Raw genomic sequence first — 21971 nt, forward strand, 5'->3', positions numbered from 1 at the left:
ACCACCGCCGCCCCCGGTCCTTACACTTCGCCCCGTGTGCCCCGCCCCAGCAGGGCCGCCCGTTCGCGCGCGGCCCCCAGATGCCGGTCGAACTGCTCGGCCACCGGCCAGGGGCCGGCGCGCATCCCGGCCTCGCCATGCAGCCAGACACCGGCACAGGCGGCCTGCCATGCCTCCATGCCCGCCGCCAGCATCGTGGCGATCACCCCCGTCAGCGTATCCCCCGATCCGGCCGTGGCCAGGGCGGTGGAGGCATGCCGGTTGATCGCGGCCCGCCCGTCGGGGGCGGCGATCACCGTATCCGGGCCTTTCAGCACCACCACGCCGTCGATCCGCGCGGCGGCGGCACGCGCGGCGGCCAGCCGGTCGGCGCCGGGCGCGCCGAAGACCCGGGCGAATTCGCCCGCATGCGGGGTAATGACCGCAGCCCCGCGCAGCAGCTCGGGCCGGCCCGCCGCCATCAGGAACGCCCCGGCATCGACCAGCACCCTCCGCCCCGCCCCCAGCAGCAGCGGCAGCGCATGCCCGACCTCGTCCACGGTCAGGCCGGGGCCGCAGACCCAGACCGCGCGCCGCTGGTCCGAAAGCAGATCCTCCAGCGCCTGGCCATCGACCACCAGGCCGGGGTCGCCCAGCCGGTAAAGATCGGCGACCTCCCCTGCCGCCAGGCGCACCAGCCCGGCCCCGGCCGCCCGGGCGCCGGCCGCCGCCAGCCGGGCAGCCCCCGGCATCGATGCCCCACCGCAGATACTGACGACCCCGCGCGTATATTTATGACTGTCGACCGGATCCTGGGGCACCTGCCACAGGCCCGGCTCGTTCTGCCAGGTGCGTACCGCTACCGCATCCCACACCGAGTCCGGCATGCCGATATCGGCCACCACCAGGCGCCCCAGCATGTCGCGCCCCGGCAACAGCAGATGTCCCGGCTTGGCGCGGACGAACGTCACCGTCATCTCGGCATGGGGGGCATAGCCGCGCACCGCACCGGTCGCGCCGTCGATGCCGCTGGGCATGTCCACCGCGACGATGCGCCGCGCCGCCGCCAGCACCCGCGCCAGATCGTCGTCGATATCGCGGCTCAGCCCCGCGCCGAACACGGCGTCGATGACCAGATCGGCCCGCGCGGCCTCCGCCGCCCCGAAGGGCACGACCGGTCCTCGCCACAGCGACGCTGCGTGGGCGGCGTCCCCATCCGGGCGCGGGGGCGCCAGGGCAGCAACGGCGACGGGCCACCCGGCCTCGGCCAGGCGGCGCGCGGCCACGTAGCCATCCCCTCCGTTATTGCCCGGCCCGCACAGCACCAGCACCCGGCACGGCGCGACATGCCGCCGCACGGCGCGCGCGACGGCGCGGCCGGCGTGCTCCATCAGGTCGCGCACCGGCACCACGCGGCTGGCGGCGGCGTCGATCAGCGCCATCTGTGCCGGATCGGGCAGAAGAAAGGACGTGCTGGCCCGGTTCATGGGTATTCAGCCTCCACTTGCCGTTCATGCTCGTGCGAGCGTGCACTTATGCTTTGTCCGAACTTGGTATCCCTTGCGTGCCAGTCCGGAATTGGCGATCAAGCATACCATCGGCGCGCACGGCACGTCACGCGGGCCGCCTTATCCATTCCCAGCGGAGCAGATATGTCCCACTCCATTCTCTGGAGCCTCGTGCTCGCGATTCATCTGACCGGCATGACCGCCTGGGTGGGCGGCATGGTATATGCCGTCTTCGTCCTGCGCCCCAGCCTGAGCCTGCTGGACGCGACGCAGCGGGCGTCGGTGCATCTGCAGACGCTGGGACGCTTCTTTCGCATCGTCTGGCATACCATGCCGATGGTGCTGGTCACCGGGTGGCTGATGATCCTGCATGAGGGCGGATTCGCCGTGGTGTCGTGGCAGGTGAACACGATGCAGCTTCTGGGCCTGGCGATGGCCGGCCTGTTCGCCCGGATCTATTTCGGCCCGTACCAGAAGGCCCGCCGCGCCATCCGCCCCCAGCCCGCGACGTTCGATTCCATCCGTTCGCTGGTGCTGGCCAATATCGGCCTGGGCGTGCTGACCATCCTGGCCGCCGCCATGGCGCGCGGGCTGTAAGAAAATCGGGCCTTGCCCGAACCAACCAGGGCCTGAGGCCCTGGACCCCGGTCAGGAATGAAACGACTGGGTTTCCAAAGGGCTAGGCCCTTTGGCGGGTTTCTGGGCAGCGCCCTGAGGCGGACGAAAGACTCAATTTTACAGCACCGGAAGCGGCGGCGCCCCGGTCGGCGTGATCCGCCCGGCGGACAGGATCGCGGCGGTATTGACCAGCGACAGGTGCGAAAACGCCTGCGGGAAATTACCGACCTGCCGCCCCGCCTTCGCGTCATATTCCTCGGCCAGCAGGCCCAGGTCGCTGCGCAGGGCCAGCAGCCGCTTGAACAGCGCGTGCGCCTCCTCCATCCGGCCCTGTGCCACATAGGCGTTCACCAGCCAGAACGAGCAGGCGATGAACGCGCCCTCGTCCCCCAGCACACCCTCGACCTCGGGGTCGGGAATATAGCGGCGAACGAAGCCGTTCTCGTCCAGCAATTCACGCTCGATCGCGGCGATGGTGCCGATGACACGCGGGTCCTCGGGCGGCAGGAAGCCGACGATGGGGATCAGCAGCAGGCCGGCATCCAGGCCGGTGGCGCCGAAATACTGGACGAAACAGTTCTTGTCCCGGTTGAAGCCGTCGCGGCAGACCGTGTCGTGAATTTCGGCGCGGATGGCCTTCCATTCGTCCAGCGGCGCCTCCAGCCCATATTTCTCGACATCGCGGATCGCGCGGTCGAACGCGACCCAGCACGAGATCTTGGACACCGTGAACTGACGCCGGCCGCCCCGGACCTCCCACATGCCTTCGTCGGGTTCCTTCCAGATGGTCGCCAGATGCTGCAGCAGCCCGACTTCCAGCCGCCAGCCGTCGGTGATGGCGCACAGCCGCGTCTGGCGCGCCAGATGCAGGGCGGAGATCGCCTCGCCGTAGACGTCGAGCTGCAGCTGGCCCGCCGCCGCGTTGCCGATCCGCACGGGGGTCGATCCCGCATAGCCCGGCAGCCAGCCGGCCTCCCATTCATTCAACAGCCGTTCGCCGCCGATTCCGTACATGATCTGCACCTGGTCGGGACTGCCGGCCACCGCCGCCTGAAGCCAGTTGCGCCATTGTACGGCTTCCTCGAAATACCCGCCGGCCATGATCGCAATCAGCGTCAGCGACGCGTCGCGCAGCCAGCAATAGCGATAATCCCAGTTCCGGCTGCCGCCCAGTTCCTCGGGCAACGAGGTCGTGGGCGCCGCGACGATGCCGCCCGTCGGCTGGTAGATCAGCGCCTTCAGCGTCAGAAGCGACCGCCGCACCGCCGGCGCATGGTCCCCGTGATAGGTGCAGCGCGCGATCCAGTCCGCCCAGAACTGCTCGGTCCGGCGCAGGGCCTGCAGCGCGTCGATCGGATCGGGCACCGGATCATGCGAATCCAGATGCATCATGACGAACGGCACCGTGTCGCCTTCCGACACGATGAAGCGCGACACGGTATGCCGGTCCTCGCCGTGCAGGGCCACGGGGCAGCGCAGGATGCAGCGCGACGGGCCGGCGATGGCGTTGATGCCCATATTATCCGGCAGGCGCGTGACCCAGGGCACCGACAGGCCGTAATCGAAGCGCATGACCAGCCAGTTCAGTACCGGCACCGCACCGCGCCGCCCCTCCACGATGCGGATCAGGGTCGGGGTCTCGGTCCCCATCGCCATGAAATCCATGATGGCAATCACGCCGCTGGCGGTCTCGAACACCGTTTCCAGCACCATCCCGTTCTGCCGATAGGACCGCGAGACCACCAGCGGCGCACCGCCCCGCTCCTCGTCCGGGGCCAGCAGCCAGTGACCGTTTTCCCCATCGCCCAGCAGGGCGGCGAAACAGGCGGGGCTGTCGAAGCGCGGCCAGCACAGCCAGTCGATCGACCCGTTCCGCCCCACCAGTGCACAGCTTCGGCCATCGCCGATCAGCCCATAATCTTCAATCTTCAACGGATCGACAGTGACCACGATACCCCCACACGGTACGACGCCAGCGGCCCAGGCGACCGCACATGGGACGAACACCCTAGATCAACGCTCCACGCTTGATTTTCGTTCCAATTCTCGATAGGGACGAACACGCGGAACCGGGGGATTCGCCTTCATTTTCGCAAGGCCCTGCTTCGTCGCAGGAAAACAGGCAGAAATGCCTGACGGACCGCATCGTGGCGGAACGAACGGGACCACACCACTGACACGTTCGAGAGAATTTTGAGCGCCAAGACGAATGCCGCCGCTTCGGCTGCCGAAGACGCCGAATCCCATCCTGTCGCCACCGTTCCGGTCCCCCTGGACCCGGCCATCGCGGACGTGAATCCGCCGGCCGACGCCCCCCTGGACGCGGCGCCGGAGCCCCTCTTTTCCGACCTGGGCCTGGCGGAGCCGATCCAGCGCGCGATCGATGACATGGGCTACCGCCACCCCACCCCGATCCAGGCGCAGGCCATCCCCTATGTGCTGATGGGCCGCGACGTCCTGGGCGTGGCGCAGACCGGCACCGGCAAGACGGCGTCCTTTACCCTTCCGATGCTGGAAATCCTGTCGGGATCGCGGGCCCGGGCGCGCATGCCGCGTTCGCTGATCCTGGAGCCGACGCGGGAACTGGCCCTGCAGGTCGCCGAGAATTTCGTCAATTACGGCAAGTATCTGAAGCTGAACCATGCGCTGCTGATCGGCGGCGAAAGCATGGCCGAGCAGAAAGAGGTCCTGAACCGGGGCGTCGACGTGCTGATCGCCACCCCCGGCCGCCTGATCGACCTGTTCGAACGCGGCGGCCTGCTGCTGACGCAGACCAGGCTGCTGGTGATCGACGAGGCCGACCGCATGCTCGACATGGGGTTCATCCCCGATATCGAGAAGATCGTCAGCATGCTGTCGCCCCTGCGGCAGACCTTGTTCTTCTCGGCCACCATGGCGCCGGAAATCCGCCGCCTGGCCGACATGTTCCTGCAGAACCCCAAGGAAATCACCGTCAGCCGCCCGTCCTCGGTCGCCACGACCATCGAGGCCGGCCTGGTGATCGTCGAGGAGGCCGAGAAGCGGCGCGCCCTGCGCAAGCTGCTGCGCGCCGATGCGGTGCAGAACGCCATCGTCTTCTGCAACCGCAAGCGCGATGTTGACGTGCTGTATAAATCGCTGGTCAAACACGGATTTTCAGCCGGCGCCCTGCATGGCGACCTGCCGCAGTCGATCCGGTTCTCCACGCTTGAGAAATTCAAGGCCGGCGAACTGAAGATCCTCGTCTGCTCGGACGTGGCGGCGCGCGGGATCGACATCGGCGGCCTGTCGCATGTCTTCAATTTCGACCTGCCTTTCCATGCCGAAGATTACGTCCACCGCATCGGCCGGACCGGGCGCGCCGGGCGTTCGGGCCACGCCTACAGCCTGGCCACCCCGTTCGACCGTAATCTGGCCGAAGCCATCGAAACCCTGACCGGGCACGCCATCCCCCGGCTGGAGGTCGAGGGCATCACCCAGTTGCCCTGGTCCGAGGAAGAGCGCCCGCGCGGCGGACGCGGCAGAAAGGGCAAGGGCAACGATCAACGCGGCCCCGCCCGGTCGTCGGCCCCGCGCGTCAAGGATACGCCCGCCGACGCCGCGTCGGCAGCGCCGGTCGCGCCCGCGGCACCGACGCCGGTCGCCGCCCAACCCGACGTGCCGCCGCCGCCGCCGCCGCCGCCCAAAGCGGAACATCGGCGCCGTCAGGAGCACGACCGCCCCGTCCGCCATCGCGATCGCGGCCCCGAGGACAATGGCGCGCCGGTCACCGGCTTCGGCGACGACGTCCCGGCCTTCATGCTGCTGCCCCGGCGCACGTTCGCCGTGGCGCCCAGCATCGAGGACGAGTCCGGCGAACCGTCCTGATCTCCTGCGCCGGGGTCGCGTCACCCCAGCGCGGCGCGATCTGACGGGCTGGGCGTGTACATCATGAAGTTCGAATCCGATATCGTATCCCTCGGCAGGGACGGGGATGGCGTTGCCCGCACCGACGACGGCGCGCGCCTGTTCGTTCCGGGCGCCCTGCCGGGCGAACGGATCGTGGCCGAGCCGCTGGACAATCGCACCGCGCGGCTGGTGGACATAATCCGCAGCAGCCCGGACCGCGTCGTTCCCCCCTGCCCGCTGTTCGGCATCTGCGGCGGCTGCGCGATCCAGCATCTGTCCCTGCCGGCCGTGCTGGACTGGAAGAGCGGCCTGGTCGTCCACACGCTGGAACGGGCGGGCTTCGAGTCGGTCCCCAAGCCCAGGGCGGTCCAGGGCACGCCCGGCACCCGCCGGCGCATCGACCTTGCCCTGCGCCGCACCCATGATGGTATCCGCGTCGGCCTGCATGCGCGGCGTGGGGATGTGGTCGACCTGACGGACTGCCCGGTCCTGGATCCGGTGCTGTTCGCGCTGATCGCGGCCCTGCGCCCGCTGATGCTGTCATTGGCCGCCTTCCGGCGCGAAGGCGACGCGCTGCTCAACCTGCTGGATTCGGGGCCGGACCTGCTGCTGGCGACGGATGCGCCCCTCGATGCCGCCGACCGCGCCAAGCTGGCGGCCTTCGCGCGGCAGCACGCCATTCCCCGCATCGCCTGGCGCCGCACCGGATCGACCGACACGCCGGAAACCGCAGCGCAGACCGCCACCATCCGGCATGATGTGTCGGGCGTGACGATCGCCCCGCCGCCAGGCGCCTTCCTCCAGCCGTCCCGCGAAGGCGAAGCCGCAATCGTCGCTGCCGTGCTGGACGGCCTACCCGGCCGCCTGAACCGCAAGGATGTGGCGATCGAACTCTATGCGGGATGCGGCACCCTGTCTTTCGCCCTGGCCCGGCACGCCCGGGTTCTGGCGTATGAGGGCCAACCCGACGCGGTCGCCACCCTGAAACGCGCCACCACCGGTACCCGCGTGACGGCGGAACAGCGCGACCTGAACCGCCAGCCGGTCATGGCGCGGCAGATCGCCGACGCCCGCGTTGTCGTTCTGGACCCGCCCTATGCGGGCGCCGGCGCGCAGATGGAACAGATCGTCGCCGGCCGGCCGGAGCGGATTATCTACGTCAGTTGCAATCCCCAGGCGCTGGGCCGCGATGCCGCCGACCTGCACGCGGCGGGCTACCGGCTGGACGCCGTGACCGTCATCGACCAGTTCCTGTGGTCAACCGAGGTCGAGGCCGTCTGCGTCTTCACAGCGCCCTCCGCGCCGCGGCGGCGCTCGCGATAGGCGAAAGCAAGGGCCAAGGCCCTTGCCGGCTTCGCGCAGTGCCCGACCACGTCAGACGTGGAAGCTCTCGCCGCAGCCGCAGCGGCCCTTTTCGTTCGGATTGACGAAGGTGAATCCCGATTCCAGTTGCCGGACCTCGTAATCCATCGTCGTGCCGATCAGGAACAGGGTCGCCTTGCGATCCACCAGCAGCGTGACGCCCTTGTCGGTCACCACCTCGTCCCCCGGGCCGGCCGCCTCGACGAAGCTCATGTCATAGCCGTGGCCCGAGCATCCCTTGGTCGAGACCGCGACGCGCAGCAACTGCCCGGCATGTGCCGTTTCGTACAGCGTACGCAGCCGGTCGGCCGCACGATCGGACAGGGACATCAGCGGCGGAAGGGCACGCATCGGGCGGGAAGACGCCGTGGCACCGGTCGAGGGATGGGTCATGATGGCATTCTCCTGGCTCAAAACATGTTCAGCGTCAGGCGGGCATCGTCGCTCATGCGCGACATGTCCCAGGGCGGGTCCCACACGATCTCGACCTCGGCGCGGGTGACGCCGTCCACCTTCTGCACCGCCTCCTGTACCTGCACGGGCAGTTCCTGCGCACTGGGGCAGTTGGGGGCGGTCAGCGTCATCTCGATATGCACGCCGCCGTCCTGATGCAGGTCGATCGCGTAGATCAGGCCCAGCTCATAGATATTCACCGGGATTTCCGGGTCGTAGACGCTGGCGATCGCCGCGATCACCGCATCCTCGTCCGCCGCATGGCCTGTCCCGGCCGACGCGGCCTCGGCGGGCTCGCCGCCGGGCGTCCAGCTTTCGACTGCTCCGGCGCCAGGGCCCCTTCCCTGGGGCTCGGCCGGGGGATCGAACGAAAAGCCCTCGGCCCCCTGCCTGGTATCGGGTCCGTCCATGTCGGCCGCCTCCTCGGGTTGCGCTTGCATCAACGCCTCACCTGTCCTTCGATCCATCCAGGGCCTCCACCAGCGCCGTCCACGGCAATGTCGCGCATCTGATCCGCGAGCGATGCTGGTGCAAGGGGGCGAACACCCCCAGCTCCCCGACCTGCTCCGCGCCTTCGCCCGTCCGCAGCATCTCGCCGAACTGGCGGGACAGCGCGCCGAGTTCCAAAGCACTCCGCCCCTCGGCCAGCCCGGCCATCATGTCCGCCGACGCGATGCAGATGGCGCATCCCCGCGTCTCGTGCCGAACGGCGGTAACCGTGCCTCCCTTGGTCAGCGACAGGCCGACCCGCACCCGGTCGCCGCACATCGGGTTGGTCCCTTCGCCGGTATGGGTCGCGCCGTCCAGCGACCCGGCATGCGCGGGCGCACGCGCCCTGTCGATGACCTGCCTCTGATACAGCGTATCCTGTTCCATCACCCGCTCACACGAACAAGGAGCGGATCTGCTCCAGTGTGGCGGCCAGGGTGTCGACCTCCTCGCGCGTGGTATACAGGCCGAAACTGGCCCGCGCGGTGGCGCTGACACCCAGGCGCCGCATCAACGGTTCCGCACAATGATGCCCCGCGCGGATGGCGATGCCGTTCCTGTCCAGCAGGGTCGCGATATCATGCGGATGCACGTCGTCCATGGTGAACGAGATCACGCCCCCCCGATCGGCCGGCGCACCGATCACCCGCAGGCCCGGCACCTCGGCCAGACGCCGCAGGGCATGGTCGGTCAGCGCGGCCTCATGCGCGGCGATGGCGTCGAATCCGATCGATTCGATATAGGAGATCGCGGCCCCCAGGCCGATCGTCTCGATGATCGCGGGGGTCCCGGCCTCGAATTTGTGGGGCACGTTGGCCCAGGTCGATCCCTCGAACCGGACGGTGGAGATCATGTCCCCGCCGCCCAGGAACGGCGGCATGGCCTCCAGCAGTTCCCGCCGCCCCCACAGCACGCCGATGCCGGTGGGGCCGTACAGCTTGTGCCCGGTAAAGACGTAGAAATCGGCCCCGATCTCGCGCACGTCCACCCGGCGATGCACCACCATCTGGCTGCCGTCGAACAGCACCCGCGCACCGGCGGCATGGGCCATGTCCGCGATCCGGCGCGCCGGCGTCACGGTGCCCAGCACGTTGGACATGTGCGTGACCGCCACCAGCGCGACCTTGCCGTCGGACAGCAGCCGCTCCAGCGCCTCCAGCTCCAGTTCGCCCGCGTCGGTGATGGGCGCCACACGCAGTTCGATGCCCGCGCGGTCGCGCAGCATCTGCCAGGGCACCAGATTGGCGTGGTGCTCCATTTCGGAAATCACCACCGCCTGCCCCGGCCGGATCAGGCTGCCGAAGGAATGGGCGACCAGATTGATCGCCTCGGTGCTGTTCCGGGTAAAGACGATTTCCTCGCGCGAGGGGGCGCCGATCAGGCCCGCCACCTGGTCGCGCACGGCCTCGCACGCATCGGTCGTCCGCTCGCTCATCCAGTGCAGGCCGCGATGAACGTTGGCGTACTGGGTACGCATGGTCCGCGACATCGCGTCGATCACCTGAATGGGCTTCTGCGCCGACGCCGCGCTGTCCAGGAAGACCAGCGGCTTGCCGTGCACGGCCTCGTTCAGGATCGGGAAATCGGCGCGCAAATGGCGCAGCGCGTCGATCGGGTCGGCCAGGGCGGCGGGCGACAGATCCATCTTATGCGTCCTTCCGGTTCCACCAGGATTCGACGGCGCGATCCAGCGTCGCACGCAGGATCTCGTCGCCGATCAGATCGACGGCATCATGCAGGAACGCCTTGACCAGCATGGCCCGTGCCTCGTGCTCGGCCACGCCGCGGCTGCGCAGGTAGAACAGCTGGTCCGGATCCAGCGCGCCCACCGTGGCGCCATGGCTGCACCGCACGTCGTCGGCATAGATCTCCAGTTCCGGCTTCGCGTCGATCTCGGCCGTCTCGGACAGCAGCAGCGCCTGGTTCATCTGGTAGCCATCGGTCTTCTGCGCCACGCGCTCGACCAGGATCTTGCCCTGGAACACCCCGCGCGCATGACCCGACAGCACGTTCTTCACCGTCTGGCGCGAATTGCAGTCCGGCGCCGCATGGGTGATGACGCTGGTCAGGTCGGCATGCTGCCGATCGTCCAGAAGCTGCGCCCCGTTCACATGGACGACGGCGCCAGGGGCGGCCAGCCGGACATGGACCTCGTGCCGCGCCAGGGCGGCGCCCAGGGTCAGCGTGAAGCTGTCATACTCGCCACCCGCGCCGATTTCGGCGTGGACGACCGCCAGATGCTGCGCCGTCGGAGCCTCGGCCTGCATCTTGGCATGCCCCAGGCGCGCGCCGTCGGCGACCACAATGTCGAAAACCGGATTGTTCAGATATGCACCCCGCCCGACCGACAGGTCGAGGACCGACAGCGCGGCCCCCTGCCCCAGTTCGATCCGGTGGCGCGGATGGAACGAGATCGGCGTCCCGTCTTCGGCCACCCCGATCGACAGCAGCAGCAGCCGCCCGGCATCGGCACCGGGCGCGACGCGCAGCACCAGCCCGTCCTCGGCCAGGATGGCGTTCAGGGCGCTGGCGACGTCGTCATCCGAAGCCTCGTCGGTCGCATGGAAACGGCCCGCCGACACCCCGTCCGGCAGGGACGACAGCGACGGATCGAAACGCCCGTTGACGAACACCGCCCGCCGCAGGTCGGGGCCCAGCCCGACGGCCTGCTCGGCCTCGGTCAGGATCGCACGGACCGTCGCATCGTCAGGCGTCGCCGGCGCCGCGGCGAAGGGAATGTCGCCCAGCGCGCGCAGCGAGGTGTATTTCCATGCCTCGATCCCGGTGCGCGGCAGCCCCGTCCGGCGCAGCGTATCCGCCGCCCGGTCGCGCGCCGGATTCGTTCCGGCCCGCGCGGCATAGCGGTCCAGGAACGCGGCGGCGCTGACGCCGGCGGGGGCGAACGCGTTCACGCGGCCTCCGCCAGGAAGCGGGCATATCCCTGCGCTTCCAGTTGCTTGGCCAGTTCGGGACCGCCGCTATGGATGATCCGCCCGCGCGCCATGACATGGATGCGGTCGGGAACGATATAATCCAGCAGGCGCTGATGATGGGTGATGACCAGCGCCGAGAAATCGGGCGAGCGCAGGGAATTCACGCCCTCGGCCACGATACGCAGGGCGTCGATGTCCAGTCCGCTGTCCGTCTCGTCCAGGATGGCGAAGGACGGGGCCAGCATGCGCATCTGCAGCACCTCGTTGCGCTTCTTCTCGCCCCCCGAGAACCCGACATTGACGTTGCGCTTCAGCATGTCGTCGGACATCGACAGGTGCTTGGTCTCCTGCCGGACGGCCTTGAGGAACGCCACCGCGTCCAGTTCGTCCTGCCCGCGCGCGCGGCGCACTGCGTTGACCGCCGTGCGCAGGAAGTTCGCATTGTTCACGCCCGGCAGTTCGACCGGCGCCTGGAACGCCAGGAACAGGCCCAGCGCCGCACGCTCCTCGGGCTCCAGCGCCAGCAGGTCCTGGCCCTTGAAGGTCGCGCTACCGCCCGTCACCTCGTAATCCTCGCGCCCGGCCAGGACGTAGGACAGGGTGGATTTGCCCGATCCGTTCGGCCCCATGATCGCATGGACCTCGCCGGCCGGGATCTCCAGATCGACGCCGCGCAGGATCTCCTTGTCCGTCCCGCCATCCGAGATTTTGGCGCAGAGGCCGGAGATCTTTACAAACTCGTTGCTCACGTCACTCATTCTCCGTTCAGCCGACACTGCCTTCAAGGCTGATCTGCAGCAGTTTCTGGGCCTCGACCGCGAATTCCATCGGCAGTTCCTTCAGCACGTCCTTGCAGAACCCGTTGACGATCAGCCCCACCGCGTCCTCTTCGGACAGGCCGCGCTGGCGGCAATAGAACAGCTGATCTTCCGAGATCTTGGACGTCGTCGCCTCATGCTCCACCTTCGCGGTCATGTTGCGGCTTTCGATATAGGGCACCGTGTGCGCGCCGCAGCGATCGCCGATCAGCAGGCTGTCGCACTGGGTGAAATTCCGCGCCCCCGACGCCTTGGGCATCATCCGCACCAGCCCACGATAGGTGCTGTCCGACTGGCCAGCACTGATGGTCTTGGCGATGATCGTCGAGCGGGTATTGCGCCCCAGATGGATCATCTTGGTGCCGGTATCGGCCTGCTGGTGGTTGTTGGTCACCGCGACGGAATAGAACTCGCCCACCGCGCCGTCGCCCTGCAGGATGCACGACGGATATTTCCACGTGATCGCCGATCCGGTTTCCACCTGTGTCCATGAAATCTTGGACCGCGCGCCACGACACGCGCCGCGCTTGGTCACGAAATTGTAGATGCCGCCCCGGCCGTTCTCGTCACCCGGATACCAGTTCTGGACGGTCGAATATTTGATCGACGCATCGTCCATCGCCACCAGTTCGACCACCGCCGCGTGCAGCTGATTCTCGTCGCGCATCGGCGCCGTGCAGCCTTCCAGATACGAGACCGAGGCCCCGTCCTCGACCACGATCAGCGTGCGCTCGAACTGGCCGGTGTTGCGGGCGTTGATGCGGAAATAGGTCGACAGTTCCATCGGGCAGCGCACGCCGCGCGGTACGTAGACGAACGATCCGTCGGTGAAGACGGCGGAATTCAGCGCGGCATAGAAATTGTCGGACACCGGCACCACGCTGCCCAGATAGCGGCGCACCAGTTCGGGATGGTCGCGCACCGCCTCGGAAATGGGGCAGAAGATCACCCCCGCCTTGGCCAGCGTCTCGCGGAAGGTGGTGACGACCGACACGCTGTCGAACACCGCATCGACGGCGATGGGCGCGCGCGCCTCCTGGCCCTCGGGCACCTCGACACCGGCCAGAAGCGCCTGTTCGTGCAGGGGGATGCCCAGCTTTTCATAGGTGCGCAGCAGTTCCGGATCGACCTCGTCCAGCGACTTCGGCCCGGCCTTCTTCTTGGGCGCGGCATAGTAATGCGCGTCCTGGAAATCGATCGGCGGATGGCTGACCTTCGCCCACGTCGGCTCGGCCATCGCCTGCCAGGCCTGAAACGCCTTCAGCCGCCAGTCCAGCAGCCATTCGGGCTCTTCCTTCCGGCGGGAAATCAGGCGAATCGTGTCCTCGTTCAACCCCTTGGGGGCGAGGTCCATCTCGATATCGGTCTCGAAACCCCATTTGTAGGTGGATTGGCCGAGGCTTTCGACGGCGTCCCGGGTTTCGGTAATCGCTGGCATGTCTTCCTGCTCCCTCAGACCGCGGCGGCGGAACCGGCGACGGACGTTTCGTGGCCCCCGCTTGTATCCTGCCCCCTGGCACCATGGCATTCCCGCGCCCCGGGCTGCTGCCGATTATGACCTTGCATGTCAGCGAGCGTGATCGAGGACAAGGCCCCCCGGATCGCATCGTTGACCGCATCCCACTGCCCGCACACCCCGCACAGCACGCGCGCATCGCATCCGCCGCCATCGACGCAGGCCGTCAGCGAAATCGGGCCGTCCACGGCGGTAATGACCCGGGCCACCGATATATCGTTCAGCGGACGGGCCAGCCGATACCCTCCCCGCGCGCCGCGCAGCGATACCACCAGATCATGGGCCGCCAGGATCTTCAGCACCTTGGCGACGGTGGGTTCGGGGATGCTGGTGGCCTGCGACAGGGCGGGCGACGTCATCACGTCGTCCTGCTGCCCCAGGCGCACCAGGGCCACGACGGCGTAATCGGTCAGCTTCGACAGTTTCAGCATCCGTCCCCCACCCGCCGACCGGTCTCGCGACCATAGCGGACCAAATCAGTACTGATTTACCACCAGATGAGACGATGCATCGCCATCGTCAAGTGCAATCGGCACAATCCTGCCCGCCGCTTCCTATCCGGCGCCGGGGCCGAACATCAGCCGCAGGGCCAGCGACAGCGCCGCCCCGGCCAGGAACCCGACCAGCGTGCCGTTCAGCCGCACGAACTGCAGATCCTTGCCCACCCGCAATTCCAGCCGCGACGCCAGCAGGTCGGCATCCCACCCCGCGACGACCGAGGCAATGAAGCGCGACAGCCGGTCGCAGACGAAGGGCAGGCCGCGCAGGATCATGCCGCGCGCGCCCGCCGTCACCCGCTGGCGCAGCGCCTGGTCCTCGCGCATCTGTCCGGCCAGATGCCGCAGCGCGTCCCGCACGATAGACGCCGACCAGCCGTCGGGCTGGGCCATGTCGGCCTCGATCATCAGACGCATGCGCCGCCAGACATCGCCGCTCCAGCCCCGGATGCTTTCATGGGTCATCACGCCCATGATCGCGTCCGTGATCTCGCGCCGCCGCTCGGGGTCCGTCTCGATCCGGTCGATCTCGGCGCGGACCCAGGTCGTGAAGCCTTCGCGCAGCTCGGAATTCTGGGGATCGACGCGGTCCAGCTCATGATTCACCGAAATCAGGACCTTGGTCGCGATCGATCCGCCGATGGCCCAGCCCAGGATGCGCCCCCCCTGTTCGCGCACCCGGTCCTCGATGATCGTGCGCAGGGCCGCCTCCTTGGCCTTCAGCCCGTCCTTCAGGCGCGCCAGCAGGAAGGACAGGACCTCCTGGTGGCGGTCGCCTTCCACCAGCGCGCGCAGGGTCCGTGCGACCACGGGCGCCACCTCCTCGCCCCCCAGGATCACCGGCAGGATCCGGCCCATGGCCGAGCCCGCGCGCCCGTCCTGCAGCCGGTCCATGACCGGCGGCGCGGCCTGGGCCAGCGCGCGGCTGACGGTCTCGGCCGTCGACGAGTCAGCCAGCACCCCCGCCAGCATGCCGGGCAGGTCGATCCGGTCCAGGGCCGCGTTGACGTCGGCCTCGGTAAAGACGTGGGTCGCCACGAAGCGGCCCAGGGCCTCGCCCAGCCGCGCCTTCTGCGCCGGCAGGATCGCGGTATGGGGAATCGGCAGGCCCATGGGCCGGCGGAACAGGGCCGTGACGGCGAACCAGTCCGCCAGGCCGCCGACCACCCCGGCCTTGGCGCCCGACCGCAGGACGTCCAGCCACAGACCGTCCGCCACCAGGCCCGCGGCCGGCGCGGCGTAGCCTGCCATCGTCAGGACGCCCATCCCGGCCAGCAGGCCCGTCGCCGCGCGGCGATAGCGTCGCAATACAAGCCACGCGGCCATGTCCGCTTCGGGAATCGTGTTCATCCCCCCGTCGATACCATTCTGCGGACAGGGACCCAAGGATTCATGCCCGCCGCGCCGCGCGTCCAGGCGCGTCGCCATCCGGGCAGAGGTCCAAATTCACTGTGATATCGGGTGGCAGACATTGCGATGTGAACGCGAACATGAAACCCTACGGCGCAGGTACGGATTAGACGATTGGGACCGCGCGATGACCGAAACCACTTCCCATGACGCGGCGGAGATGCTGCTCGACCTCGCACGGCAGGCCGTCGCGGATGGGCATGATTCGTCGTCGGGCAACCCGGTCATTACGCTGGCCCGCCGAATCGGCCGGCAGATCACGTCCGGTGCCCTGTCGACCGAAACCTTGGAAGAGGTCGTCCGGCACCTGCGCGACGATGCCTTCCGCACGCGCGCCGAACGGCTGCGCGCCTATGTCGACGGCACCGACGACGCCATCGTCGCGGAACGCATGCGCGCTGTCGCACGGACGGTCGCGGAAGATCCCGTCCCGGATGGCACGCCCGCCAGCTTCGGCCATTTCCGCAGAACGGTGGAGCGCAGCCGCTTTGCCGCCGTCTTCACCGCACACCCGACCTTCGCGCTGGCCAACCCGGTTTATGAACGGCTGGCCGTCATGGCGTCGGACGACACGGGCCAGAAGGCCGCACTGCCGGTGCTGGCGACGCATCGCCGCACCGCACCCCCGACCCTGGACGAGGAATTTGCCCTGGCCACGGCGGCGATCCTGCGGGGACGTACCGCGCTGGACCGCCTGACCCGCACCCTGCTGGACGAGGCCCAGGCGCGCTGGCCGCGCGAATGGACGGTGCTCAGCCCCCGGCCGGTGATCCTGACCAGTTGGGTCGGCTACGACACCGACGGGCGGACCGATATCGGCTGGTGGGATACCATCCGCCTGCGCCTGCGCATGAAGCACCTGCAACTGACGCGGCTTCAGGACCAGGTCGCACCGCTGCGTCCGATCGCGGACGGGCTGCATGAACGCATCGCCCGCGCGCTGGGCGCCGTCAGCGCGCAGATCGACGCCTGCCCGACGGGGCCCGACCCCGAATCGGTCGCCGCCTTCGCCGCCGTGCTGATCGGCCGGCGGGACGAGGCGATCGCCCGCGCCAGCGACCTGGCGTCGTCGTTCCAGGAAGCCATCGACACCGCCGCCCCCGAACACCGCATGGCCCTGGCCGTCGCCCGCGCGGGCTTCATGGCGCACGGCATGGCAGCGGCGCACACCCATGTCCGCCTCAATTCGACGCAGATCCACAATGTCGCGCGGCAGCGGCTGGGCATCGAGGACAGTCCGGAAATACCGTCGCAGCGCCGCGGCCTGTTGACCCGGATCAACGAGGCGCTGGACCGGGTCGAACCGGTCGAGGTCGATTTCGGTTCGCTGCTGGCCGAGCAGGCCACCGCCGCGCGCCTAATGATGACGGTGCGCCATATCGTCCGACACATCGACCGCGAAAGCCCCGTCCGCTTCCTGATTGCCGAGACCGAGAGCGGCTACACCCTGCTGACTGCCCTGTGGCTGGCCAAGAGCTTCGGAATCGACGAACAGATCGAAATCTCGCCGCTGTTCGAGACGCAGGAGGCCCTGGAAAACGGCGCGCATATCATCGAGGAAGCGCTGCATTCCCCCCATTGGCGTGACTATATGCGCCGCACCGGCAAGCTGAGCCTGCAGTTCGGCTATTCCGATTCGGGCCGTTATGTGGGGCAGCTGGCCGCGACCTACCTGATCGAGCGGCTGCGGCTGAAGATCTGCGACCTGCTGCGCCGCTGGGACCTGACGGATGTCGAGGTCATCCTGTTCGACACCCACGGGGAAAGCATCGGGCGCGGCGCGCATCCCTTCCGCCTGGCCGACCGGTTCGACTATCTGTCGCCGCTGCACGCCCGCGCGGTGTTCGCCGGCACGGGCCTGCGAATCCGCGAGGAAGCGGCCTTCCAGGGCGGCGACGGCTATCTGCTGTTCGGCACCCAGGCGCTGGCGGACGCGACCGTCAGCATCATCGCATCGCATATCTTCGCGCCCACGCCGCTGGACCGCGACCCGGTCTATGACGAACCCGATTTCTCGGCCGATTTCTTCTCGACCATCGGCGCCGGCATGGCGGGGCTGGTCGAGGACCCGGGCTATGCCGCCCTGCTGGGCGCTTTCGGCCCCTCCCTGATCGACAAGACCGGGTCCCGCCCCTCGGCCCGCCAGAGCGACGCGGCCGCGGCCACAACGCGGATCAGCCATCCCAGCCAGCTGCGCGCCATTCCCAACAACGCCATCCTGCAACAGCTGGGCTGGTGCGCGAACACCATCCAGGGCCTGGGCTCGGCCGCGGCACGCCATCCCGAAACGTTCGAGGAATTCCTGACCAGAAGCCCGCGTTTCCGCCGCGCGCTGGATTTCGCATCGCACGCGCTGGCGCATTCCGACGATACGGTCCTGCGCGCGGTGATCTACATGCTCGACCCCGACATGTGGCTGGGCCGTGCGACGGCCGAGACCGACCCCGCGCGGCGCGACGCTTTCCTGGCGCTGATGAACGGGCTGGAGCGCCTGAATTTCTGGGCCAGCACGCAGGCGATGTTCCGCCGTATCCAGTCGGACCACCTGGCGCTGCGCAAGGCGTGGCAACATGCCCCCGGCATGCAGCCCGAGGAGATGCTGCTGCATGCCATCCGGATCGCCACGATCGAGCAGATCTGGCTGCTGTCGACCCGCATCCCCTATTTCGCGCCGCGCAACGCCTTCACCCGCGACGTGCTGACGACCCGCGTGCTGTGCCTGGAAATTCCCGCCGCCCTGCGGGAACTGGAACATATCTTCCCCTACGCCACCGGCAGCGGGCTGGACCTCGATTTCCACGAGGCCCATGGCCCGCGCAACGACGGCGCCTATGCGCGCGAGCACACCGAGATCTTCGATCCGATGCTGCGGCTGTTCAATCTGGTGCGGGAAACCGGCATGGCGGTGATGCACCATGTCGGAGCATTCGGCTGACGGGCGGCCGGCCCCGCCACGACTGGCGGGTCAGCGAACCGCCCCCGCCCGTCGGCCCGCCGCTGGAAGCCGCGACCGGCATCCGGCGGGTCGTGGCGCCCAATCCCGGCCCGATGACCGGCAATGGCACCAACAGCTGGCTGGTCGAGCATTCCGCCGGCACGGCGGTCATCGACCCCGGCCCGGACGACGCCGCCCATCTGCGCGCCATCGTAGCGGCGGCGCGCGGGCCGATCACCCATATCCTGCTGACCCATACCCACCGCGACCACCTGGAGGGCGCGCGCCCGCTGGCCGAAATGACCGGCGCGCCGGTCTGCGCCTATCGGCACAGCGCCTGTGCGACCTTCTCCCCCGATATCGCGCTGGACGACGGCGCCCCGGTCGCGACCCTGACCGCGCTGCATACGCCGGGACACGCCGCCGACCATCTGTGTTTCGCCACGGGGGACGGAATCGTGTTTACCGGCGACCACATCATGGGCTGGTCGACGACGATGGTCCCACCGGCCCCGCACGGGTCGGTCCGACTGTTCCTGGACAGCCTGGACAAGGTGCTGGACCGTGACGCACGCCTGCTGCTGCCCGCGCATGGCCCGCCCATCCCCAGCCCCGTCCTGTGCATCCGGGGGCTGATCGCCCATCGCCTGGCGCGCGAGGACAGCATCCTGGCGGCCCTGCCGGACGAACCGGCCACGCTGGACGACATCCTGCGCCGCGTCTATCGCGCCATCCGTCCCGCGCTGCGCCGGGCGGCGGAGTTGAACCTGCTGGCCCATCTGGAAAAATTGCGCGACGACGGCCGCGCCGTTCACGATCACGACACCTGGCGCGCCGTCCGCGACGGCACGACCGCCTGACCACCCCGGCCCGCCCCACGGGCCGGCCCACCCGGAGAGACCATGTTGAAGAAACGCCTGTCGTTGCTGCTGTCCGCCTCTGTCCTGAGCCTGGGCGTGGGCGCCCCGGCGCTGGCCGACGACCGTGCCGACGCCGCCCACTCCGCCCATTCCGCCACGCGGCCGGCCCAGCAACCCATCGAACGGACCAGCAGCGGCATGGTGACCGTCGCCGGCAAGACCATCGCCTACCAGGCCGTCGCGGGAACATTGCTGGTCCACCCCCGAAGCTGGGACGATTCGGAGGAAACGGTCCATGAGGAGACCCCGGGCAGCGACACCCACGCCATCGACGGCAATGCCGACGCCACCGCGTCGATGTTCTATGTCGCCTATTTCCGCAAGGACGCCCGGCCCGAGAACCGGCCGATCACCTTCGTCTATAACGGCGGCCCCGGATCCTCGACCGTCTGGCTGCATATGGGCGCCTTCGGTCCGCGCCGGGTGGTGACGAACGACGACACCCACACCCCCGCCAGCCCCTACCGCCTGATCGACAATCCCCAGAGCCTGCTCGACGCCACCGACCTGGTGTTCATCGACGCGCCGGGTACCGGATTCGGCCGAATCAACGGCAAGGACAAGGAAAAGCTGTTCTGGGGCGTCGATGCCGACGGACAGGCCTTTGCCCGCTTCATCAGCGGCTTCCTGGCAAAGTACGGCCGCTACAACTCGCCCAAATATCTGTTCGGCGAAAGCTATGGCACCCTGCGGTCGGCCGTCGTCGTCAACGACCTGCAAAATCAGGAAAACGTCGATTTCAACGGTGTCATCCTGCTGTCGCAGATCCTCAGCTACGACAACAGCGTCGACGAACCCGCGCTGAACCCGGGCATGGACGAACCGTTCGTGCTGGCGCTGCCGACCTATGCCGCCACGGCGTGGTACCACCACAAGCTGCCGCAACAGCCCGCCGAGCTGAAACCGTTCCTGGCCGAGGTCGAGCATTTCGCCAGCACCAACTATTTGGTGGCGCTTCAGCAGGGGGCGGCCCTGCCGGCAGCGGACCGCGACCGCATCATCGGCCGCCTGCACGATTATACCGGCCTGCCCATCGATTATATCCGCCGGGCCAACCTGCGGATCGACGGCGGCGAGTTCTCGAAGACGCTGCAGGCGGACAGCGACATCACCACCGGCCGGCTGGACACCCGTTTCTCAGGCCCGTCGCTGGACCCGCTGAGCGAGGAAGCCGGGTACGACCCGCAATCGACCTCGATCAGTTCGGCCTATGTGTCGCTGTTCAACGATTATACGCGCAAGGTCCTGAGTTACGGCGACGGGCTGGCCTACCGGGCCGAGATCGACATTCCGCATTGGGATTTCCACCACGCCCCCGACGGCCCCGATTCCACCCCGTCCGACGGACCGGCGAACGTCATGCCTGACCTGGCCCAGGCGATGAAGACCAACCCGACGCTGAAAATCATGCTGAACGCCGGATATTTCGACCTGGCAACGCCGTACTACGAAGGCATCTACGAGATGCAGCACCTGCCTATCCCCGCGCGCCTGCAAAGGAATATCGAATTTCAGCAATATCAGTCCGGCCATATGGTCTACGCCAACATCCCGTCCCTGACCCAATTGCACGACAATATCGCGGACTTCATCCGCCGCACCGACAACCAGGCCGAGGCGGCCACGCCGTAGGCCCCGAAGGGCACGCCAGGCCGCCCCCGGTCATGGATCGGGGATCCCGGCGGTCCCGGCCGCGAAGACTCGCAGAGCCATTGCAACGCCGGCGACCAGCATCAGGGCGCCGGCCAGTTCCGGCCAGGATGGAAGCTGGCGCACATACATCGCGCTATAGACCAGCGCGAAGATCGTCTCGAAGACAATGAGCTGCCCGGCCATGGAAACCGGCAGGGCACGGGCCGCGATCGACCATGTCCAGGTCCCCGCCCAGGACGACAGCAGGCCGAGCACCAGCCCGGCCGCCACCGGCCGCAGCCACGCCCCATGGGCCAACCCGATCGCGGGGACGGCCGACCAATGCGCCAGCCAGCCGATCACCACCAACGGAAGCAGCGCGATCATCGTGCCGATCCCCGTCAGCGCCGTCCATGTCACAGGGGATACGGCCGGGCGCGCGGCCAGTTCGGCCGCATTGCGCATGCCGTACCACGCCCACAGCACCATCGCGCCCACGGCCAGCAGCAAACCCCATAGCGGCCCGCCAACCCCGCCAGCCGCCCGGGCCTGCAGCAAGGCGACACCGTTCACCAGCGCCAAACCCAGCAGAATGAACGCCAGCGCGGGCATCAGCCGGCCCAAAGGCAGGCCGGTCGTCCGGCAGCCCAGCACGGCCATCAGCACCGGCAGGCACCCGACCACCAACGCCACCGCCGCAGGCCCCACAAGCGGAACGGCAAGCGAGAGCGCCAGATAATATCCGACATTGCCCGTAAAGCCGAGCAGCACCAGAACCTGGTAGTCCGCTCTCGACAGGCGCCGCAACGCCGCGAAGCCCTCCGGCGCGACCAGCATGAGCGAGACCATGCCGAAGGTGACGTATCGGCACACCGTAAGATCGAAGGCCGAATAGGGGCCGCTGACCAGCGGCGCGATGAAGGTCAACGCCCACAACGCCCCGGTCGCCAGACCGGCCAGAAGCCCCACGACCACCGCCTGCCTGCCGATGGCGGCGGTGTAATGACCCTTCATGCCCAGACCCCATCCCGTCA

18 protein-coding genes are annotated in these 21971 nt (G+C 68.3%); 6 read left to right on the forward strand and 12 right to left on the reverse strand.

What is annotated here, in order from left to right:
• Positions 1 to 20 precede the first annotated feature (20 nt).
• Complete coding sequence (locus HLH34_RS14605; RefSeq protein ID WP_183120315.1) at positions 21 to 1466, reverse strand: NAD(P)H-hydrate dehydratase; 1446 nt, start codon at positions 1464 to 1466, stop codon at positions 21 to 23.
• A 165-nt stretch (positions 1467 to 1631) separates the two neighbouring features.
• Here HLH34_RS14605 and HLH34_RS14610 point away from each other — a divergent pair, with 165 nt between their 5' ends.
• The gene (locus tag HLH34_RS14610; RefSeq protein ID WP_183120316.1) at positions 1632 to 2084 is read left to right on the forward strand and encodes a CopD family protein; all 453 of its coding nucleotides are present in this window, start codon (positions 1632 to 1634) and stop codon (positions 2082 to 2084) included.
• A gap of 138 nt (positions 2085 to 2222) precedes the next feature.
• On the opposite strand, the gene HLH34_RS14615 is transcribed toward HLH34_RS14610, so the two are convergent.
• Positions 2223 to 4037 carry a glycoside hydrolase family 15 protein gene (locus HLH34_RS14615; RefSeq protein WP_220792190.1) on the reverse strand — a complete coding sequence of 605 codons (1815 nt, stop codon included), beginning with the start codon at positions 4035 to 4037 and terminating at the stop codon, positions 2223 to 2225.
• A 261-nt stretch (positions 4038 to 4298) separates the two neighbouring features.
• Here HLH34_RS14615 and HLH34_RS14620 point away from each other — a divergent pair, with 261 nt between their 5' ends.
• Positions 4299 to 5951 (forward strand): DEAD/DEAH box helicase, encoded by a 1653-nt coding sequence (locus tag HLH34_RS14620; RefSeq protein ID WP_183120318.1) that lies wholly within the window; start codon positions 4299 to 4301, stop codon positions 5949 to 5951.
• A gap of 63 nt (positions 5952 to 6014) precedes the next feature.
• Positions 6015 to 7295, forward strand: coding sequence for a class I SAM-dependent RNA methyltransferase (locus tag HLH34_RS14625; protein WP_183120319.1), 1281 nt, complete (start codon positions 6015 to 6017; stop codon positions 7293 to 7295).
• Between the two features lie 51 nt (positions 7296 to 7346).
• On the opposite strand, the gene HLH34_RS14630 is transcribed toward HLH34_RS14625, so the two are convergent.
• The 9 genes from HLH34_RS14630 to HLH34_RS14670 all read right to left on the reverse strand — a co-directional run bounded on the left by HLH34_RS14630 (position 7347) and on the right by HLH34_RS14670 (position 15390).
• Complete coding sequence (locus tag HLH34_RS14630) at positions 7347 to 7727, reverse strand: HesB/IscA family protein (RefSeq protein WP_183120320.1); 381 nt, start codon at positions 7725 to 7727, stop codon at positions 7347 to 7349.
• A gap of 17 nt (positions 7728 to 7744) precedes the next feature.
• A complete protein-coding gene (locus HLH34_RS14635; RefSeq protein ID WP_183120321.1) occupies positions 7745 to 8197 on the reverse strand; it encodes an SUF system Fe-S cluster assembly protein in 453 nt (150 codons plus the stop codon).
• 37 nt (positions 8198 to 8234) lie between these two features.
• Positions 8235 to 8663, reverse strand: a complete 429-nt coding sequence (gene sufU, locus HLH34_RS14640; protein WP_183120322.1) for a Fe-S cluster assembly sulfur transfer protein SufU — start codon at positions 8661 to 8663, stop codon at positions 8235 to 8237.
• Between the two features lie 7 nt (positions 8664 to 8670).
• Positions 8671 to 9921, reverse strand: coding sequence for a cysteine desulfurase (locus tag HLH34_RS14645; RefSeq protein WP_183120323.1), 1251 nt, complete (start codon positions 9919 to 9921; stop codon positions 8671 to 8673).
• A 1-nt stretch (position 9922) separates the two neighbouring features.
• Entirely contained in the window at positions 9923 to 11188 is a 1266-nt protein-coding gene (gene sufD, locus HLH34_RS14650) for a Fe-S cluster assembly protein SufD (protein WP_183120324.1), read from the reverse strand.
• The gene (gene sufC / locus HLH34_RS14655; protein WP_456305553.1) at positions 11185 to 11958 is read right to left on the reverse strand and encodes a Fe-S cluster assembly ATPase SufC; all 774 of its coding nucleotides are present in this window, start codon (positions 11956 to 11958) and stop codon (positions 11185 to 11187) included. Before sufC ends, sufD begins: the two co-directional genes overlap by 4 nt.
• 16 nt (positions 11959 to 11974) lie before the next feature.
• Positions 11975 to 13465: a Fe-S cluster assembly protein SufB gene (gene sufB, locus HLH34_RS14660; RefSeq protein ID WP_183120326.1), complete on the reverse strand. Its 1491-nt coding sequence runs from the start codon at positions 13463 to 13465 to the stop codon at positions 11975 to 11977.
• 14 nt (positions 13466 to 13479) lie between these two features.
• Complete coding sequence (locus tag HLH34_RS14665; protein ID WP_183120327.1) at positions 13480 to 13974, reverse strand: SUF system Fe-S cluster assembly regulator; 495 nt, start codon at positions 13972 to 13974, stop codon at positions 13480 to 13482.
• A gap of 123 nt (positions 13975 to 14097) precedes the next feature.
• Entirely contained in the window at positions 14098 to 15390 is a 1293-nt protein-coding gene (locus tag HLH34_RS14670; RefSeq protein WP_183120328.1) for a DUF445 domain-containing protein, read from the reverse strand.
• Positions 15391 to 15577: 187 nt separating this feature from the next.
• Here HLH34_RS14670 and HLH34_RS14675 point away from each other — a divergent pair, with 187 nt between their 5' ends.
• From HLH34_RS14675 to HLH34_RS14685, 3 genes are all read left to right on the forward strand, one after another.
• Complete coding sequence (locus tag HLH34_RS14675) at positions 15578 to 18385, forward strand: phosphoenolpyruvate carboxylase (RefSeq protein ID WP_183120329.1); 2808 nt, start codon at positions 15578 to 15580, stop codon at positions 18383 to 18385.
• A gap of 92 nt (positions 18386 to 18477) precedes the next feature.
• On the forward strand, positions 18478 to 19245 hold the full coding sequence (locus tag HLH34_RS14680; RefSeq protein ID WP_342354514.1) for an MBL fold metallo-hydrolase: 768 nt from the start codon (positions 18478 to 18480) through the stop codon (positions 19243 to 19245).
• Positions 19246 to 19287: 42 nt separating this feature from the next.
• Positions 19288 to 20937 carry a S10 family peptidase gene (locus tag HLH34_RS14685; RefSeq protein WP_183120330.1) on the forward strand — a complete coding sequence of 550 codons (1650 nt, stop codon included), beginning with the start codon at positions 19288 to 19290 and terminating at the stop codon, positions 20935 to 20937.
• 30 nt (positions 20938 to 20967) lie between these two features.
• Here the strand turns inward: HLH34_RS14685 and HLH34_RS14690 are convergent, their stop codons facing one another.
• Positions 20968 to 21951, reverse strand: a complete 984-nt coding sequence (locus HLH34_RS14690) for a DMT family transporter (RefSeq protein WP_183120331.1) — start codon at positions 21949 to 21951, stop codon at positions 20968 to 20970.
• Between the last annotated feature and the right edge of the window lie 20 nt (positions 21952 to 21971).

It is taken from the genome of Gluconacetobacter azotocaptans (genome assembly GCF_014174355.1).
In the GTDB taxonomy this organism is placed as follows: Bacteria; Pseudomonadota; Alphaproteobacteria; order Acetobacterales; family Acetobacteraceae; genus Gluconacetobacter; species Gluconacetobacter azotocaptans.